At 60.2% G+C, this 15,630-nt stretch carries 20 protein-coding genes; 9 read left to right on the top strand and 11 right to left on the bottom strand.

Annotated features, from left to right (window positions below; all coding sequences use genetic code 11):
- The first annotated feature begins 132 nt into the window (after nt 1-132).
- The 3 genes from LGL98_RS00430 to LGL98_RS00420 all read left to right on the top strand — a co-directional run bounded on the left by LGL98_RS00430 (nt 133) and on the right by LGL98_RS00420 (nt 2,012).
- Nucleotides 133-600, top strand: a complete 468-nt coding sequence (locus tag LGL98_RS00430; RefSeq protein ID WP_136032167.1) for a DUF3237 domain-containing protein — start codon at nt 133-135, stop codon at nt 598-600.
- Between the two features lie 112 nt (nt 601-712).
- The gene (locus LGL98_RS00425) at nt 713-1,720 is read left to right on the top strand and encodes a zinc-binding alcohol dehydrogenase family protein (RefSeq protein ID WP_136032169.1); all 1,008 of its coding nucleotides are present in this window, start codon (nt 713-715) and stop codon (nt 1,718-1,720) included.
- A gap of 1 nt (nt 1,721) precedes the next feature.
- The gene (locus tag LGL98_RS00420) at nt 1,722-2,012 is read left to right on the top strand and encodes a putative quinol monooxygenase (protein WP_136032171.1); all 291 of its coding nucleotides are present in this window, start codon (nt 1,722-1,724) and stop codon (nt 2,010-2,012) included.
- A gap of 49 nt (nt 2,013-2,061) precedes the next feature.
- Here LGL98_RS00420 and LGL98_RS00415 read toward each other — a convergent pair whose 3' ends face one another.
- Nucleotides 2,062-2,760 carry a winged helix-turn-helix transcriptional regulator gene (locus tag LGL98_RS00415; protein WP_136032172.1) on the bottom strand — a complete coding sequence of 233 codons (699 nt, stop codon included), beginning with the start codon at nt 2,758-2,760 and terminating at the stop codon, nt 2,062-2,064.
- A 372-nt stretch (nt 2,761-3,132) separates the two neighbouring features.
- Here LGL98_RS00415 and LGL98_RS00410 point away from each other — a divergent pair, with 372 nt between their 5' ends.
- A complete protein-coding gene (locus LGL98_RS00410) occupies nt 3,133-4,182 on the top strand; it encodes an NAD(P)-dependent alcohol dehydrogenase (RefSeq protein WP_136032174.1) in 1,050 nt (349 codons plus the stop codon).
- Here the strand turns inward: LGL98_RS00410 and LGL98_RS00405 are convergent.
- Together LGL98_RS00405 and LGL98_RS00400 are read right to left on the bottom strand one after the other, a co-directional pair.
- Nucleotides 4,179-5,132, bottom strand: coding sequence for a GlxA family transcriptional regulator (locus tag LGL98_RS00405; RefSeq protein WP_136032175.1), 954 nt, complete (start codon nt 5,130-5,132; stop codon nt 4,179-4,181). The genes LGL98_RS00410 and LGL98_RS00405 overlap by 4 nt on opposite strands.
- A 21-nt stretch (nt 5,133-5,153) precedes the next feature.
- Complete coding sequence (locus LGL98_RS00400; protein ID WP_136032177.1) at nt 5,154-5,933, bottom strand: MBL fold metallo-hydrolase; 780 nt, start codon at nt 5,931-5,933, stop codon at nt 5,154-5,156.
- Between the two features lie 166 nt (nt 5,934-6,099).
- Between LGL98_RS00400 and LGL98_RS00395 the strand changes: the two genes are divergently transcribed.
- The gene (locus LGL98_RS00395) at nt 6,100-6,660 is read left to right on the top strand and encodes an NUDIX domain-containing protein (RefSeq protein ID WP_136032179.1); all 561 of its coding nucleotides are present in this window, start codon (nt 6,100-6,102) and stop codon (nt 6,658-6,660) included.
- Here the strand turns inward: LGL98_RS00395 and LGL98_RS00390 are convergent.
- The 3 genes from LGL98_RS00390 to LGL98_RS00380 all read right to left on the bottom strand — a co-directional run bounded on the left by LGL98_RS00390 (nt 6,650) and on the right by LGL98_RS00380 (nt 9,372).
- On the bottom strand, nt 6,650-7,504 hold the full coding sequence (locus LGL98_RS00390) for a DMT family transporter (protein WP_136032181.1): 855 nt from the start codon (nt 7,502-7,504) through the stop codon (nt 6,650-6,652). The two genes, LGL98_RS00395 and LGL98_RS00390, sit on opposite strands and share 11 nt — an antisense overlap.
- A gap of 24 nt (nt 7,505-7,528) precedes the next feature.
- Nucleotides 7,529-8,338, bottom strand: a complete 810-nt coding sequence (gene nlpA, locus LGL98_RS00385) for a lipoprotein NlpA (protein WP_136032184.1) — start codon at nt 8,336-8,338, stop codon at nt 7,529-7,531.
- Between the two features lie 128 nt (nt 8,339-8,466).
- Nucleotides 8,467-9,372 carry an AraC family transcriptional regulator gene (locus LGL98_RS00380; RefSeq protein ID WP_136032185.1) on the bottom strand — a complete coding sequence of 302 codons (906 nt, stop codon included), beginning with the start codon at nt 9,370-9,372 and terminating at the stop codon, nt 8,467-8,469.
- A gap of 118 nt (nt 9,373-9,490) precedes the next feature.
- On the opposite strand from LGL98_RS00380, the gene LGL98_RS00375 reads away from it, so the two are divergent.
- Nucleotides 9,491-10,027 carry a carboxymuconolactone decarboxylase family protein gene (locus tag LGL98_RS00375; protein ID WP_136032187.1) on the top strand — a complete coding sequence of 179 codons (537 nt, stop codon included), beginning with the start codon at nt 9,491-9,493 and terminating at the stop codon, nt 10,025-10,027.
- 20 nt (nt 10,028-10,047) lie between these two features.
- On the opposite strand, the gene LGL98_RS00370 is transcribed toward LGL98_RS00375, so the two are convergent.
- The gene (locus LGL98_RS00370; RefSeq protein WP_136032189.1) at nt 10,048-10,518 is read right to left on the bottom strand and encodes a nuclear transport factor 2 family protein; all 471 of its coding nucleotides are present in this window, start codon (nt 10,516-10,518) and stop codon (nt 10,048-10,050) included.
- Nucleotides 10,515-11,147, bottom strand: coding sequence for a pyridoxamine 5'-phosphate oxidase family protein (locus LGL98_RS00365; RefSeq protein ID WP_136032190.1), 633 nt, complete (start codon nt 11,145-11,147; stop codon nt 10,515-10,517). Before LGL98_RS00365 ends, LGL98_RS00370 begins: the two co-directional genes overlap by 4 nt.
- 95 nt (nt 11,148-11,242) lie before the next feature.
- On the opposite strand from LGL98_RS00365, the gene LGL98_RS00360 reads away from it, so the two are divergent.
- Nucleotides 11,243-12,157 (top strand): LysR family transcriptional regulator, encoded by a 915-nt coding sequence (locus LGL98_RS00360; protein WP_136032193.1) that lies wholly within the window; start codon nt 11,243-11,245, stop codon nt 12,155-12,157.
- Here the strand turns inward: LGL98_RS00360 and LGL98_RS00355 are convergent.
- Nucleotides 12,154-13,647 (bottom strand): MDR family MFS transporter, encoded by a 1,494-nt coding sequence (locus LGL98_RS00355; RefSeq protein ID WP_136032194.1) that lies wholly within the window; start codon nt 13,645-13,647, stop codon nt 12,154-12,156. The two genes, LGL98_RS00360 and LGL98_RS00355, sit on opposite strands and share 4 nt — an antisense overlap.
- An 80-nt stretch (nt 13,648-13,727) precedes the next feature.
- On the opposite strand from LGL98_RS00355, the gene LGL98_RS00350 reads away from it, so the two are divergent.
- Nucleotides 13,728-14,375, top strand: coding sequence for a TetR/AcrR family transcriptional regulator (locus LGL98_RS00350; RefSeq protein ID WP_095032631.1), 648 nt, complete (start codon nt 13,728-13,730; stop codon nt 14,373-14,375).
- Nucleotides 14,376-15,004: 629 nt separating this feature from the next.
- Here the strand turns inward: LGL98_RS00350 and LGL98_RS00345 are convergent.
- Nucleotides 15,005-15,421, bottom strand: coding sequence for a GNAT family N-acetyltransferase (locus LGL98_RS00345; RefSeq protein ID WP_136032198.1), 417 nt, complete (start codon nt 15,419-15,421; stop codon nt 15,005-15,007).
- Between LGL98_RS00345 and LGL98_RS00340 the strand changes: the two genes are divergently transcribed.
- Nucleotides 15,396-15,512, top strand: a complete 117-nt coding sequence (locus tag LGL98_RS00340) for a hypothetical protein (protein ID WP_012540280.1) — start codon at nt 15,396-15,398, stop codon at nt 15,510-15,512. The two genes, LGL98_RS00345 and LGL98_RS00340, sit on opposite strands and share 26 nt — an antisense overlap.
- On the opposite strand, the gene LGL98_RS00335 is transcribed toward LGL98_RS00340, so the two are convergent.
- The gene (locus LGL98_RS00335; RefSeq protein WP_004150240.1) at nt 15,472-15,594 is read right to left on the bottom strand and encodes a hypothetical protein; all 123 of its coding nucleotides are present in this window, start codon (nt 15,592-15,594) and stop codon (nt 15,472-15,474) included. The two genes, LGL98_RS00340 and LGL98_RS00335, sit on opposite strands and share 41 nt — an antisense overlap.
- Nucleotides 15,595-15,630 lie beyond the last annotated feature (36 nt).

Raw genomic sequence — 15,630 nt, 5'->3', positions numbered from 1 at the left:
GAGCTCTCCCAAACCCATCATCCCAGCCAATCATTTTCATCCAAACTCTGCGTTATTTTGTCTCCTGCGAACCCGTTACACTGGCACTGTGGCCGCGTGCCGTTACCAACCGAAGCAGACAGGAGAGCCATAATGACCCCCGAACTCAGACACTGTTTTTCCATTACCATCCAGGTTGATAAACCGGTAATCGTCTCCCGCAGTCCGCAGACCGGTAAGCGCCAGCTGATCCCGATTGTCGGCGGCAGCGTCTCGGGTCAACTTCGCGGCCACGTATTACCCGGCGGCGTCGACAGCCAGATAATCGAACCCGACGGCACCTGCAGGCTGTCCGCCCGCTATGCCCTGCAGGTGGCGGAAGGGACGGTCTATGTGGAAAACAATGGCATCCGCCGGGTGCCGGCCCAGTATCATGACCAGCTTTTCGCCGACGATATGCGATTTTTTAGCGATATTCCGCCAGAATCCATCTATTTTCGCACCGTGCCCACCTTTGAGGTGGATACTCCCGCGCTCAGCTGGCTAACCACCTCGCTGTTTATCTGCACCGGTGGCCGGACCCAGGATGGCGTGATGCTCGACTTCTATCAGGTGGGCTGATTTTCACTTTCTGCATATAACTGTTATTGCCGTTAGCCCGTTTTTCCCCTCCCGGCAGCGGTCTACGATGGCTCCATCTTTTCATTCACCCGAATCACAGACCGGAGCAGTTATGAAAGCTATCGCCATTACTCAAGCCGCCGCTGACGGCAACAACATCCCTTCTTTAACCGAGATCGACCTGCCGATCCCCACGGCCCGCGGGCGTGACCTGCTGGTCGCTGTGAAGGCTATCTCGGTCAATCCAGTAGACACCAAAGTGCGCGCGGGATTCCAGGGCGACACGCCGCGGGTGCTGGGCTGGGATGCCGTTGGCGTAGTGCAGTCCGTCGGTGAGGAGGTCACGCTGTTCGCGCCCGGGGACGAGGTCTGGTACGCCGGCGCGCTGGGCCGGGCCGGCAGCAACAGTGAATATCAGCTGGTGGATGAGCGCCTGGTGGCGCACAAACCGCGCACCCTCGATAATGCCGCCGCCGCCGCGCTGCCGCTGACGGCGATCACCGCCTGGGAGCTGCTGTTTCACCGTCTCGGCGTTGAGGAAGGCGGCAATGCGGGCGACACGCTGCTGATCGTCGGCGCGGCGGGGGGTGTGGGGTCGATCCTGACGCAACTGGCCAGTAAACTGACCGGCATGACGGTGATTGGCACCGCGTCGCGTCCGGAAAGCCAGCAATGGGTCCAGGAGGCGGGCGCGCACCATGTGATCGATCACAGCAAGCCGCTCGCCGACGAGCTGGCGCGCATTGGCATCACGTCGGTGACCCATGTCGCCAGCCTGACCAACACCGAGCAGCACTTCAAAGCGCTGATCGACGCCCTCGCCCCGCAGGGCAAACTGGCGCTGATTGACGATCCACAGACCCTGGACGTGGTGCCGCTGAAAGCGAAAAGCCTGTCCCTGCACTGGGAATTTATGTTCACCCGGTCTATGTTTGAGACCGATGACATGATCGCCCAGCATCAGTTGCTCACCCGCGTGGCGGCGCTGATCGACAACCACACGATCAAGACCACCCTTGGCGAACACTATGGCGCCATCACCGCCGCCAATCTGCAGAAAGCGCATCGCCAGCTGGAAACCGGACGCGCCGTCGGCAAGATCGTGCTGGAGGGGTTTTAAGATGATATCGCTTATCGCCGTGCTCAAGGCGAAACCGGGCCAAACGGATGCCCTGCGCCAGGCCCTGCAGGCGCTGCTCCTGCCGACGAGACAGGAGCCGGGCAACCTCGACTACGCCCTGTTTCAGCTGCGCGACACGCCAGACACATTCTATATGCGCGAGGCGTGGCAGGGACAGGACGCCCTCGATGCCCATGTCGCGATGCCCTATTTTCAGGCGTTTGTTTCGCAGATGGAGAGTTTACTGGCTGAACCGCTGCGGCTGGACTACCTGACGGCGATTGAACCTTAGCAGGCCGGTTCACGAGGGGTGGAAAATCACACCCCTCCGTCGCACAGGCTTAAAAGTGAGCGGGAAGCGGGTGGGCGATGGTCTTTAGCACTCCACGGTGGATAAGGATATAGTCGCCTTTGCGCAGCTCCGACAGAATCGACATAATGCGGCTGCGCGACAGGTTGGTACGGCGTTGTATAAAGCTTAACACGTTGATTTGTTGACGATACGCCTCCGGATAGTCCGCCAACTCCATTAACAGGGTTCGCACCATCAGGTAAGAATCCACCCCCACCATCTCCTGTGAACGCATGCTCAACACCATCAGCCGCTGCGCCAGAATATGGGCCATTTCCTGCCACAGGTTTTGCTTACTCAGGATCTCGGCCGCCGCCTGATGTGCTATCCAGCGCCCCTGCAAATTTGTCTCAGCAAACAGAGAACAGTGGTGTTTTTCCGGAATGCCGTCAAACACGCCATAGCCATCGATTAATCCGAATAGCGACGGGGAAAATATCGTCGATATAACCATATTGTTTTCCGCATGGCACAGCGAGGCAATTCCTTCTTCGAGCAGAATTAATCCGGCTTCGTCCGGCATCGGGGGAAAACGGTAGTAGGTCGAACGCGCCAGGGTAAAGGGAGAACTGGCGGGCAGGAACGCAGCGTATAAGGCTTCCACCGAGGTTAACGGTTTGGTCCGTCTACCGTAGAAAAAGGACGGTAAGGCCGAGTCGCCAGGACAATTGGCATCAGGTATCGACATGGTTTTTATGCCATCAGGTCAGGTTGAAAAAGTGATTCGTAGAGAATCATAGTATCAACAGGAGAAATAACGAATAAAAGACAAGACGTTACTGAGTTAAAAAGAGTGTAAGTATCATTATCTGCAATAACTATTTATCTCTATTTTACAGGAAGAAATAATACTATTTGCCGTAATTACCTATAAGGCTTAGCGGCGATAAAGATAAGGCCACCTTATTATTTACTGCGCTGGCTAACGCCGCGCCTGAGGGTTTCTCTACCGCTTTCCCCCTCGCATCTCGGCCAGTCCAGGCTACGCTTATCGATGCCACTGACCACCCGCATTCCCCTCCCGTTCTATTGAGTCCATTCATCAAGAAGAGGTTTCGCTATGCTGATCAACGCTATTGGTACCTACTCCGCCAGCCAGCCGCTGGAATCAATGGCCATCACCCGCCGCGACCCGGGGCCGCAGGATGTACAGATCGCCATCGCTTACTGCGGCGTCTGCCACTCCGATCTCCACCAGGCGCGATCGGAATGGGCAGGAACGCTGTATCCCTGCGTGCCGGGGCATGAAATTGTGGGTCGGGTGACCGCGGTCGGCAACGCCGTCTCGCGCTACGCCGTCGGCGATCTGGTGGGCGTCGGTTGCATGGTTGATAGCTGTCAACAGTGCGAAGAGTGCGCTGAAGGGCTGGAGAACTACTGCGACAACATGGTGCTGACCTATAACGGCCCAACCCAGGACGCGCCGGGCCACACTCTGGGCGGCTATTCCCAGCAGATCGTGGTCAATGAACGCTACGTGCTGCGGATAACTCATCCCGAAGCGCAGCTGGCCGCCGTCGCCCCGTTGCTGTGCGCCGGGATCACCACCTACTCGCCGCTGCGCCACTGGCACGCCGGGCCGGGTAAAAAAGTCGGCGTGGTCGGCATCGGCGGCCTGGGGCATATGGGGATCAAGTTGGCCCATGCCATGGGGGCCCACGTGGTGGCCTTTACCACCTCCGAATCCAAACGCGACGCGGCCAGAGCGCTGGGCGCTGATGAAGTGGTGGTATCGCGCAATGAAGACGAAATGGCAAACCATGTTAAAAGCTTCGATTTCATCCTTAACACCGTGGCGGCGCCGCACAATCTCGATGCCTTCACCACGCTGCTGAAACGCGATGGCACCATGACTCTCGTGGGCGCTCCGGCCACGCCGCATCCGTCGCCGGAAGTGTTCAATCTGATCTTCCGCCGCCGGTCGATTGCCGGCTCGATGATCGGCGGTATTCCGGAAACTCAGGAGATGCTCGACTTCTGCGCCGAACACGGCATCGTCGCCGATATCGAATTGATCCGCGGCGATGAGATCAACGAAGCCTGGGAAAGAATGGTCAAGGGTGACGTGAAATACCGCTTCGTGATCGACAGTGCGACCCTCGCCGGCTAAGCGCCACGACGAAAGGTACGCCGCCATTCCGTCGGGCTGACGCCAAAGCGCGCTTTAAACTGCTGGCGCCAGGTGACCGCTGAAACATAGCCCACCGCCTCCGCCACCTGCTCGACCGGCAGATCCCCCGCCTCAAGCAGAGTCTGGCTGCGGCGCAGACGTTCGGCGGTCAGCCAGTCGGTAATGCTCATCCCGGTTGCCCGGGCGAAGTGGCGGGTCAGGGTACGGCGGCTCATCGCCACCACCCGGGCCAGCGAATCGAGACTGTGCGGCTCGGCAATATGCTGCTGCAGATAATCCAGCAGGCAGTTGATTCGCGCATCGCGGGTGTTTGTCGGCACCGGCTGGGCGATAAACTGCGCCTGGCCGCCCTCGCGGTGTGGCGAAACAATCATCCGCCGGGCGATCTGGTTGGCCGCGAGGCTGCCGAAACGCTGGCGGATGATGTAGAGGCAGCAGTCCAGCGCCGCCGCGGTGCCCGCCGAAGTAATGATCCGCTGGTCATCGACGTACAGGGCGTTGATATCCAGCTGCACCTGCGGAAACCGGCGCTGGAAATCCTGCTCAAACTCCCAGTGGGTCGCTGCACGTTTCCCGTCCAGCAGCCCGGTGTAGCCAAGGACGAACGCGCCGAGACACAGGCCGACGATTTCCGCGCCGTTATCCCGCGCCCGCACCAGGCTATCAAGCAGCGCCTGCGGCGGACGCCGATCGACCTCGCCCCAGTAAGGCACCACCACGATATCTGCCTGTTCCAGCGCGGTGTAATCGCCGGTGGCGTACAACGCAAAACCATCGCGGGCGCGCAGCAGCCCCGGCCGCTCGGCGCAAATGTGCAGATTAAAGCGTTTGATTTCAGAGACTGAATCGCCAAACAGCATGCAGGGGACGGCGTAATGAAACGGGCTAAAGCCCTCTACAGCGACAATCGCCACGTCGGTGAGTTTCATCGTCCCTTCCCCTTACGCATGTCAATAAACGACGGTTTCTCCATCCTGCGGGATAGACACCACATCGGCAATCTGATTATCCAGCGCATACTGGCGCATCTCTTCCCGACTCACCAGGCAGTGGTTGACCGCCTCGAGGTGAATAGCCATGATTTTCGCTTCCGGCAGGGTGAAGTGCACGTTCAGGAGATCTTCCTTGCCCATAATAATCGGACCAAAGCCGATGACGTGGGCGTAGCCGGCGTTCAACACCACCACGTCCGGGCGCAGCTTCAGCAGGTCGGCTGCAATGTCATCACGCCAAATGGTATCCCCCATCAGCCACAGCGTCTTCTCCTGCGGATGGCGAAACACCACGCCGCAGGCCTCGCCCAGGCGTTCAGCCATCGCCGGCACCGCGTAGGTCCGGTCGCTGCCGTGTTGCCCGGAAGTGGTCTTTTGCAGGTTCACGCCGGCAAATTCGCTGTCTGCCGACAGCAGGCGCAGATCCTGAAATCCCTGGCTGCGCAGCAGCGCGGCGTCGGCCTCATGCTGGACGAACACCGGCCGGGTTTTCGGGATCGCGGCGATCGCCGCCGCGTCCCAGTGATCGTCATGGGTGTGGGTGACGATCACCGCGTCAACGTCGACAATTTTATCGCGGGAAAATGGCAGCTCAACCAGCGGATTGCGCAGTTCGCTGCGCGCGGTGCCCGGAAAACCCGGCCAGGCGCCTTTGTCCGCCAGCATCGGGTCGATGAGAAATCTTTTCCCGGCGTAGTCAATAATCTGGGTCGCATTACGGATGTGGGTGATGTTCATGTTGGCATTCCTCTGGGGGTCATCTGACGAACATCGTACTGAGTCCCCGCCTGGCTCAACAGGGGCGTTTGGGCAATGATCGATGGAATCGGGCCAACCTGCGGCGGTTGCCATCCGCCTCCAGCTATGTTGTTCTTAAGGCTCAATTTTTGACAGGAGTGGCAGAATGAAAAAGAAACTGACCGCCGCCGATATGCACGACCCGCAGGTCATCGCCGAGACGCCGTGGTTCAGCATGCGTAAGGTGGGTATTGATGTCGCTCCCGGCGAGCGCCGCGACTTTTATTCCATTCACTATCCACGCCCGGCGGTGGGGATTGTGGCCATTCAGGATGAGAAAGTGCTGCTGATTCGCCACTACCGCTACCTGATCGACAAGGTGGTGTGGGCCATTCCGTCAGGCGGCGTCGATGAAGGGGAAGACCCGGCGGTCGCCGCGCTGCGCGAGCTGCGGGAAGAGACCGGCTGGCAGGCGCAACGCGTCGAGGAGATTATTCGTTTTAACCCCTCCTACGGCAGCAGCGATCAGCTGTTTATCACCTGGCTGGCCACCGGTTTACGCTGGGTTGGTATGGACGCGGAACAAGATGAGGTGATGGAAACCGGCTGGTTTACCTTCGACGAGATAAACCAGCTGATCGCCCGCGGCGAGATGCCGGACGGGCTGTCGCTGGTGCCCCTGCTGCAGCTGATGGCGCAGCGGCGAACTGGCCCGCTTACGGCTTAAGCATCCGCCAGCGGAACCACAGCTGGGCTACCAGGATCAGCACGCCGCCGATAATCTTCTGCAGCGGCAGCTGTTCACCGTACCACAGCGCGGCGGCAATCACCGTCAGCAGCGGCTCGATCACCATAATGATGGCCGCGCTGGCCACCGTCGCGTACTTCTGCCCCTTCATCTGCAGACCGAAGCGCAGGCTGGTGGCGATGACAATGCTGGCCACCAGCCAGCCGAGAGTCGGCAGGGTCATCGGCTGGTCCCAGCGTTCAACGGCAGCGGAGATGGTCAACCCGACGATACCGGTGATCGCCAGCTGCACGGTGGTCAGGGGGATCAGCGGCACTTCACGCGCGCAGCGGCTGGTGTAACAGAACCAGATCGACTGCACCAGCGCGGTCAGCAAAAACCAGCCCTGGCTGGGGTGAAACACTATGGGCATATGCAGGCTGAGCAGCCCGAGGCCCACCACCGCGATCGGCAGGCACTCCCACCAGGCACGCGGCGGGCGCACTTTCATCATCACCCACGCGGTCAGCGGGACGAACAGCATCGACAGGCTCATGATAAACGCCCCTTCGCCGAGCGACGCCGTCGTGGAAACCGAATAGATCCACAGGCAGAGGTTGAGCGCAAACCAGAGTCCGCTGATGATGAGTTTTGGCCAGTGCTGCTTTTGCGGGCGAAAACCGCGGCAGAACGGCAGCAAAAGCAGCGCAGCGAAGAAAAAGCGCAGCCCAAGGAACGCGAATACCGGCATGCCGGCGATCGCCTCGCGGGAAAAAATCCAGCCGCAGGCGGCAATTACCGTCGCGGCAATCAGCAGCAGGTCAGCCTGCCGTTGGCGTACCATACGCGCCTCTCCCTGTGTGTTGGCTTACCAGCCCGGCACCGCGCCGCCGTTGAAGATAGTCTCTGCCGCCTTTGCCACCTCCGGCGACTGGTACGACTGCATAAACTCCTTCACGTTTTCCGCGTCTTTATTGTCTTCCCGGGTCACGATGATGTTCACGTAGGGCGAGTTTTTATCTTCGATAAAAATGCCGTCGCGAACCGGCGACAGCCCGGTTTGCTGCAGGTAGGTGGTGCTGATGATGGCCACGTCGACTTTGGGATCGTCGAGCACGCGCGGCAGTTGCGCCCCTTCCAGCTCCATAATTTTCAGATTATGCGGGTTGTCGGTGATATCCACCGCCGTCGGCAGCAGGCCGGTCCCGGCTTTGAGGGTAATCAGCTTCTCTTTTTGCAGCAGCAGCAGCGCCCGCCCGAGATTGGTCGGATCGTTGGGAATAGCGATCGTCGCGCCGTCTTTCAGTTCGGCGACTGACTTGATCTTGCGCGAATAGCCGGCCATTGGGAAGACGAAGGTATTCCCGACCGCCACCAGATGATAGTTATGCGCTTTGTTATCCTGCTCAAGGAAAGGCCGATGCTGGAAGACGTTGGCGTCCAGATCGCCGGCGTTGGTTGATTCGTTAGGCAGCAGCGAGCCGCTGAATCCCACCAGCTCGACCTCCAGACCGTACTTCTCTTTGGCCACCTTCTTCGCCACTTCCGCCACATCCTGCTCGGCGCCGTTAATCACGCCGACCTTAATGTGCTTTGCGTCATTCCCCTTTTGGTCGCAGCCGACCAGTACCAGACCCGCCAGCATCACTGCGGCGGCGACCCGTAAACGTAATTTCATCCTCATCACCCCTGTCCGTCCTGATTGTCATTGTTTTTTTCGTGCAAAACTATAGCGACTTTCGGGTCGGGTAATAAACAGCAAACCACGCAACTGGAAATAAAATCATCTTCGCGGAACGCGACGCGCTAGCCCCGGCGCCACTCGCCCGGCGTCACGCCATAGCGCATTTTGAAACGCTTCGAGAAGGACGCCAGCGACTGAAAGCCGCAGCGTTCGGCAATGACCTCGAGGTTGGTCTGACGCTCCAGGCGCAGCAGCCGGGCGGCCAGCGCCATTCGCAACTGCGACAGCCACGCCTGCGGCGTCAGGTGATAGACGCGGGCAAAATGACGGGCAAAGGTGGCCCGTGATAAAAACGCGCGGGCGGCCATGCTTTCCAGCGTCCACGGCTGCTCCGGGGTCGCCATCACCGCCAGCACCGCCGGCATCAGGCGTTCATCGCTCATCAGGCGCAGCAGTCCACCGGGCGGCTGCTGCTCGCCAAGCAGCATGCGCAGCAGGAGCACCAGCAGCGTATCGCCGAGGCTGCGCACAATAGCGCTGCCGCCGGGACGCTGCGCCAGGCTCTCACGTACCAGCACGTTAAGCAGCGCATCCAGCTCCGGACAGTCTTCACGCGTATCGGTATGGAGATGGATCAGCGTCGATTCTGCAGTGAACAACCAGCTGACGTGCGGACCAAAATAGAATTCCCCGCACAGCATCTCCAGCGCCCCCTCCGCCGGGCCGGCGCGCATTTCCGTCACCGTTCCGTTAAACCGGTGCGCCACCGGCAGCACCTGGCCCCATTCCACCAGGCTCTCCATCAGGTGCGGCGAACCGTGGGGCAGGAGGACGACATCCCCCGCGCGCAGGTGATGGGTCTGGCCGCCGACGTTGAGCCGCCCCTCGCCGCGCAGCACCACGTGCCATGGCACCACGCCGCTGCGCATTTGCTGGTGCCCGGCCTGCCAGCGGCCGCCGAAGCGACAGTGCAGGTTCACTTCGCAGCGCGGCGCCAGCAGCGCCAGCAGATGACTGAGACTGTCCATGCTTCTCCTGAGACGATAAGACAAAAAGGTGAGACGAAGACCGCCAGTCTAGCATGCGGCAAGCGCCTAAGATGACTCCATTGCCAACACATACCCTCGATAACAACAGGAGTTAACCATGAGCCGTTTAGCTGATATCCGTGAACAAGATGCCACCGGCAAAGCCGCCGATATTTTCGCCGGGATCAAAAAAACGATGGGCAAAGTGCCGAACGCCTACCTGACCATCGGCGGCCACTCGCCGGCGGCGCTGCAGCAGGCGCTGGCGCACAATGCGATGCTCCATAAAGGCAGCCTCAGCGCCCAACAGCTGGAAGCGATTAACCTGTCGGTCAGCGAAGCCACCGGCTGTGACTACTGTCTGGCCGCGCATACCCTGATGGCGAAAAAAGCCGGCTTCAGCAGCGAACAAATCCATGCCCTGCGCCGCGGGGAGTATGCGGAAGAGGCGCAGCTTGATGCGCTGGTGAAATTCGCGCAGACGCTGGTGACCACCACCGGCACGCTGCCGGAAGCCGACGTCGCCGCGCTGCGCAACGCCGGTTTTAGCGACCAGCAGGTGATTGAGATTATCAGCGCCATCAGCGCGATCCTGTTCACCAACATGGTGAACCGGGTTAACGACACGGTGGTTGACTTCCCGAAAGCCGATTAACCCGCGAGGCGGCGCCGGTTTTACAGCCCCAGCTCGCTGAGCCCCGGATGATCGTCCGGGCGACGGCCCTGGGGCCAGTGGAACAGGCGCTCGCTCTCGGCAATCGGCAGATCGTTGATGCAGGCGTAGCGCGTCTGCATCAGCCCGTGCTTATCAAACTCCCAGTTTTCATTGCCATACGAGCGAAACCAGTTGCCGCTGTCGTCACACCACTCATAGGCGAAGCGCACGGCGATGCGATTCTCCTGCCATGCCCATAGCTCCTTAATCAGCCGGTATTGCTGCTCTTTGCGCCATTTTCGCTGCAGGAACTCAACAATTTGCCCCCTGCCGTGGACAAATTCGCTGCGGTTGCGCCATTCGCTATCCACGGTGTAGGCCAGGGCGACTTTTTCCGCATCGCGGCTGTTCCAGCCATCTTCCGCGGCGCGGACCTTCTGGATAGCGCTCTCGCGGGTAAACGGCGGTAACGGGGGACGTTGTTCGGTCATACTGACTCTCCTCTGCGGGCTAATTGCTGCTGCAGGCGCTGATTCTCCTGCTCCAGGTCATGAATACGTTGCTGCAGGTTCTGGCTGTACTCCGCCACCTGCTGCGCGCTGTAACGCGGCGTAATGTGCTGCGGGCAGTTCCAGTCAAACGCCTGCAAATGAAAGAGAAACAGGCGCTCGATGCGGGCGCGATAGTTGGCCGGCGCCACCTGCGCCAGCAGTTGCGGGTGGTCCTCTGCCGCCAGCACCTCGACGGTGGCGTAGATTTTCAGCCTGGCACGGCGTGGATAATCCATCAAAAACAGGCAGGCCCGGTCGCTGCCGCGCAGATTGCCGGTGGTGATGTACTGGCGGTTGCCGCCGAAATCCGCCATCGCCAGGGTGGTTTCATCCAGCAGATGCAGAAACCCCGCCGGGCCGCCGCGATGCTGAATGTAGGGCCAGCCGCTCTGCGACACCGTCGCCAGATAAAAGCTGTCGCGGGTGGCGATCATCCCCGCTTCGCTGTCGCCGAAATGGTCGGCCTGGCGGCGACTGTGCGGCGTTTGCCACAGCGAGTCGCTGCCCATTTCATGCTGCACATCCATCACGTCCGGGGTGATGGCGATATCGAGAAAGGTTGCTGCCATAGCGCCTCCTGTTGTCTGGCGCCATCATGGACTGTACTGAGATAAATGATAATACTGGTTAAGTGGCAATCATCTTTCCGAAAATCGGGAGAATAATGGATCGATTAAGCGCGATGGCGCTGCTGGTGAAAGTGACCGAGCTGGGGAGTATGTCGGCGGCGGCGCGGGCGCTGAATATGCCCTTGACCACCGTCAGCCGCCATATTGGTGAACTGGAGAGCGCGCTGGGCGTGCGCCTGCTGGCGCGAACCACCCGCAAACTGACGCTCACCGACGCCGGGGTCGATTATGTTGCCGCCGCACGGCGGATCCTTGAGGAGGTGGAAAACGCCGAGCGCCAGGCGACGGGCGAATATCAGGAGCCAAAAGGCGAGCTGGTGATCTCCGCGCCGACCATGTTTGGCCGCCAGCACGTTCTTCCGGTGATCGGTGAATTTATCGCCCGCTACCCGCAAATTCGCGTCCGTTTGCTGCTCAGCGATCGTAATGCCGACCTGGTGAGCGACCATGTCGATCTGGCGGTACGGATTGGCGACCTGGCGGACAGCAGCATGGTGGCCACCCGCCTCGGCACCATGCGGATTGTGGCCTGCGCCCATCCGGCGTTGCTGGCGAAATACGGCGAGCCGCAGCGGCCGCGCGATCTGGCGGCGCTGCCGATCATCCGCATTGAATCGCCGATGCCCTATCGCGGCTGGCGCTTTCGCACCGCTGAGCGCGAGGACCAGCTGATTAACCTGCCGCCGGTGCTATCCGTCACCACGCCGGAGAGCGCCGCTGATGCCGCGCGGCTGGGTGTGGGCGTGGCCCGCTTACTGCATTATCAGGCGCTGGATGGCCTGCGGCAGGGTGATCTCCGTCTGCTGCTGCAAAACGTCGAGCCGGATCCGGCGCCGGTCCATTTGCTGTATACCGCGCGGGACATGACGCCGCTTAAACTGCGCAAATTTATCGATTTTGCCGCGCCGGCGCTGCGTCAGGCGCTGCTGCGCATCGCTGGCGCCGCTTAATGCGCCGCGGTCTTCAGCGGCGCCTCCTTTAACAGCCAGGAGAGAACAAACGCCACCGCCATAATGCCGGCCGCCATCAGAAACGCCGCGTGGATCGCCGCCCCGAAGGCGTCGAGGTAGTCGAGGCGGATATCCGCGGGCAGGTGCTGAACCGCCACCGGATTCATTCCCGGCGGCAGTACCGCGCCTTCCGGCAGCAGTTGTTGCAGGTTGCTCTGCAGCACGTGCGTGAACACCGCGCCGAACAGCGCCACGCCGATGGAGCCGCCAATCGAGCGGAACAGGGTCACGCCGGAGGTGGCCACGCCGTACAGCTTCGCTGGCATCGCATTCTGCACCGCCAGCACCAGTACCTGCATCACCAGTCCCAGACCAGCCCCCAGCACGCCGGTAAACAGATACAGCTGCCACAGCGGCGAGTGAATGGTGATGCGGGTCAGCAGTACCATACCCACCACGCCGAGCAAGGTACCAAGGATCGGAAACAGGCGATATTTACCAGTGCGGCTGATAATCCGCCCGCTGATAATCGAGGTCAGCAGCAGGCCGCCCATCAGGGGGATCAGCTGCAATCCTGCCTCGGTTGGCGTTGCCTCTTTCACTACCTGCAGGTAGAGCGGCAGAAAGGTGACCGACCCGAACAGCGACATACCGATGACGAAGCCAATCAGGCTACACAGCAGAAAGCTGCGGTTACGGAACAGGTCCAACGGGATAATTGGTTCAAACGCCAGCCGTTCTTCATAAATAAAGCCGGCGATACCGATCAGGCCGAAGGCCAGAATGCACCATAGCTGCGGATCGCTCCATGGACGAACGGTTCCCCCCTCCGAGGTGAACAGAATAATGCACAGCAGCGCCATGCTGAGGTAGATAGCCCCCAACCAGTCAATCTGATGCTGGCTGCGTTTGTTGCTGCTGTGGAACACCGCGCCGATCACCAGCAGGGCGAACAGGCCCAGCGGCAGGTTGATATAGAAGATCCAGCGCCAGGAGGCGTGCTGGACCAGAAAGCCGCCGATCAGCGGGCCGATCACCGTCGCCAGGCCGAAGACACCGCCGAACAGCCCCTGGTAACGCCCGCGGTTAGCGGGCGGGATCACGTCGGCGACCGCCGCCATACTGATCACCATCAGGCCGCCGCCGCCGAGCCCCTGCAGACCGCGCATCAGCACCAGTTGGGTCATGTTCTGCGCCAGCCCGCAGAGCGCGGAGCCGACGAGAAACAGCCCAATCGCCACCTGCAGCACGATTTTGCGGCCGAACAGATCGCCAAATTTACCGTACAGCGGCACCGCGATGGTGGAGCTGAGGATATAGGCGGTGACCACCCAGGAAAGCTTGTCCAGCCCGCCCAGTTCGCCGACAATCGTCGGCAGCGCGGTAGAGACAATGGTCTGATCCAGCGCAGAAAGCAGCATCACCAGCAGCAATGCGCTAAACAGCAGACGTATCGACTGCACCGGTGGGTTTGCGACTTGAGTAGTCATCACAACGCTCGCTTGAAATTAATTAAATGCATAATTAATATTTAGTGAAAGAATGAATCGGGTCAAGAGATCGCCATATCATGACAGCACAAAAGGATCAGGATGCCCCCCGCCGCCCAGGGCGGCCACGCGGTAAAAAACCGGGTACTGCCAACCGCGAACAGCTGATGGACATCGCCCTGACGCTGTTTGCCCGCGACGGGGCGGGCCGCGTATCGTTGAACGCCATCGCCAAAGAGGCTGGGGTGACGCCGGCGATGCTGCATTACTATTTCAGCTCGCGGGATGCGCTGGTGACCCAGCTGATTGAGGAGCGCTTTATGCCGCTGCGCAATCACATCAGCCGCATCTTTGTCGATCATCCACAGGACCCAGTGCTGGCGCTGACGATGATGGTCGAGACGCTGGCGCATATGGCGGAGAAAAACGCCTGGTTCGCGCCGCTGTGGATGCAGGAGATCATCGGCGAGATGCCGATCCTGCGTCAGCATATGGACGTCCGCTTCGGCGAGGAGCGTTTTCAGGTGATGCTGGAGACGGTGCGCCGCTGGCAGCTGGAGGGCAAGATCAATCCAGCGCTGTCGCCGGAGCTGCTGTTTACCACGGTGATTAGCCTGGTGCTGGTGCCGTTTTCGCGCATCCACAGCGATCCGCGTTTACAGGCGGTCAACCGCCAGACCATCGTCAGCCACGCGCTGGCGTTAATGGGCCACGGCGTCGGGGGTTAAGCGCAGCCGCCGCCCGGCAAAAGCTTTTGTAGCCCGGATAAGGCGCCACGCGCCGCCATGCGGGATTTTCCCTGCTCGCGCTACGCTTAGCAGGGCTACCACTCCCGTGTTATGTCCGGGCAGATTGCGCTCCCGATATTTCTTCTGCGCTATGTCTCTTATGGCGCAGGGAGCGCACAGGGGGCGGCCAGTCGCCGCCGCCCCCTGTACCCCCGGGCTCCGGCCAGCAAAATCGCCGCTACGCGGTCCCTTCGACTTATCCCTGCAGGCTTCGGGTCGGGCCGAGGCAGCGTCCCTGCAAAACACGGCCCTCAGCCCGCATCCATGCGGGCTGCCCCGGCCTTCCGGGAACGTCTCAGCGATGTTGAGGCCGCCAGCACCGGCAGTTTCAGTCGCGCATGTGGTTAAATTAACAACAGGTCGCACGAACCCCAGGACGGGTAAGGCGACAGCCGCCACCCGGCAAGAATACAGGTGCCGTGCCTGATATCCAGCCCGGCGGCGTTGCGCTTGCCGGTCCTGGGTGGGACGAAACGACGGGAGGACTGTGTAGGCCGGATAAGGCATTTATGCCGCCATCCGGCACAACCACAGGTACGGTACCTGACCGCCCAGGGATACCAGGACCGTTACAGCGTCTTCGACAAATAGTGGCGCTGCATCCCCGCGTGGGGGAAGTCGGGCAGCGACATCTGCAGCTGATAGCCTAATTTCTGATAAAACGGCAGCGCCTGGAAGCTAAAGGTATCCACCAGCAGATGGCTGCAGCCCAGCGCCTGCGCCTGCTGTTCCGCCTCTTGCATCAGCTCGCTCCCCAGCCCGCGCCCGCGCGTCGCCTCGCTGACCCACAGATACTCAATGCACAGCCAGTTACCTTTGCGTTTGGCAATCAGCCCGCCCTGCATCACCCCTTGCACATCGCGGGAGTAAATCCCCAGATCGCCAAACTGCGCCGCATCGAGATACTGCTGATTATAGTGCCGCAGACCGGCAAACAATTCTTGTTGATCGTCGGGATTAATGCTTTTTGTAATGATTAGTGTCATTAACTATCTCCAGTATCGCGATGCCGAATGGTTATTTTCCCTCTCCACTTTCACAAAATATTCTTATTTTCTCCATGATTATTTGCCTTAATTTTTTGCGTTCTAAAAGTAAGCAAAAAAACCTTTCCATTATCGCGACGGATCGTATAATGGGGAAAAATGAGAATGATCATTCTCACCACAAAACCAGAGGAGATGCGCTTTTCACC

Source organism: Klebsiella africana (genome assembly GCF_020526085.1).
Lineage (GTDB): Bacteria > Pseudomonadota > Gammaproteobacteria > Enterobacterales > Enterobacteriaceae > Klebsiella > Klebsiella africana.
Note: the sequence above shows the minus strand (reverse complement) of the source record. Positions and strands in the feature narration are given on the sequence as shown.

Bases quoted from the DNA above. Each gene is read 5' to 3' on its own strand.
- LGL98_RS00430 (WP_136032167.1), top strand. From the start codon at position 133: ATGACCCCCGAACTCAGACACTGTTTTTCCATTACCATCCAGGTTGAT.
- LGL98_RS00425 (WP_136032169.1), top strand. From the start codon at position 713: ATGAAAGCTATCGCCATTACTCAAGCCGCCGCTGACGGCAACAACATC.
- LGL98_RS00420 (WP_136032171.1), top strand. From the start codon at position 1,722: ATGATATCGCTTATCGCCGTGCTCAAGGCGAAACCGGGCCAAACGGAT.
- LGL98_RS00415 (WP_136032172.1), bottom strand. From the start codon at position 2,760: ATGTCGATACCTGATGCCAATTGTCCTGGCGACTCGGCCTTACCGTCC.
- LGL98_RS00410 (WP_136032174.1), top strand. From the start codon at position 3,133: ATGCTGATCAACGCTATTGGTACCTACTCCGCCAGCCAGCCGCTGGAA.
- LGL98_RS00405 (WP_136032175.1), bottom strand. From the start codon at position 5,132: ATGAAACTCACCGACGTGGCGATTGTCGCTGTAGAGGGCTTTAGCCCG.
- LGL98_RS00400 (WP_136032177.1), bottom strand. From the start codon at position 5,933: ATGAACATCACCCACATCCGTAATGCGACCCAGATTATTGACTACGCC.
- LGL98_RS00395 (WP_136032179.1), top strand. From the start codon at position 6,100: ATGAAAAAGAAACTGACCGCCGCCGATATGCACGACCCGCAGGTCATC.
- LGL98_RS00390 (WP_136032181.1), bottom strand. From the start codon at position 7,504: ATGGTACGCCAACGGCAGGCTGACCTGCTGCTGATTGCCGCGACGGTA.
- nlpA (WP_136032184.1), bottom strand. From the start codon at position 8,338: ATGAAATTACGTTTACGGGTCGCCGCCGCAGTGATGCTGGCGGGTCTG.
- LGL98_RS00380 (WP_136032185.1), bottom strand. From the start codon at position 9,372: ATGGACAGTCTCAGTCATCTGCTGGCGCTGCTGGCGCCGCGCTGCGAA.
- LGL98_RS00375 (WP_136032187.1), top strand. From the start codon at position 9,491: ATGAGCCGTTTAGCTGATATCCGTGAACAAGATGCCACCGGCAAAGCC.
- LGL98_RS00370 (WP_136032189.1), bottom strand. From the start codon at position 10,518: ATGACCGAACAACGTCCCCCGTTACCGCCGTTTACCCGCGAGAGCGCT.
- LGL98_RS00365 (WP_136032190.1), bottom strand. From the start codon at position 11,147: ATGGCAGCAACCTTTCTCGATATCGCCATCACCCCGGACGTGATGGAT.
- LGL98_RS00360 (WP_136032193.1), top strand. From the start codon at position 11,243: ATGGATCGATTAAGCGCGATGGCGCTGCTGGTGAAAGTGACCGAGCTG.
- LGL98_RS00355 (WP_136032194.1), bottom strand. From the start codon at position 13,647: ATGACTACTCAAGTCGCAAACCCACCGGTGCAGTCGATACGTCTGCTG.
- LGL98_RS00350 (WP_095032631.1), top strand. From the start codon at position 13,728: ATGACAGCACAAAAGGATCAGGATGCCCCCCGCCGCCCAGGGCGGCCA.
- LGL98_RS00340 (WP_012540280.1), top strand. From the start codon at position 15,396: ATGCTTTTTGTAATGATTAGTGTCATTAACTATCTCCAGTATCGCGAT.
- LGL98_RS00345 (WP_136032198.1), bottom strand. From the start codon at position 15,421: ATGACACTAATCATTACAAAAAGCATTAATCCCGACGATCAACAAGAA.
- LGL98_RS00335 (WP_004150240.1), bottom strand. From the start codon at position 15,594: ATGATCATTCTCATTTTTCCCCATTATACGATCCGTCGCGATAATGGA.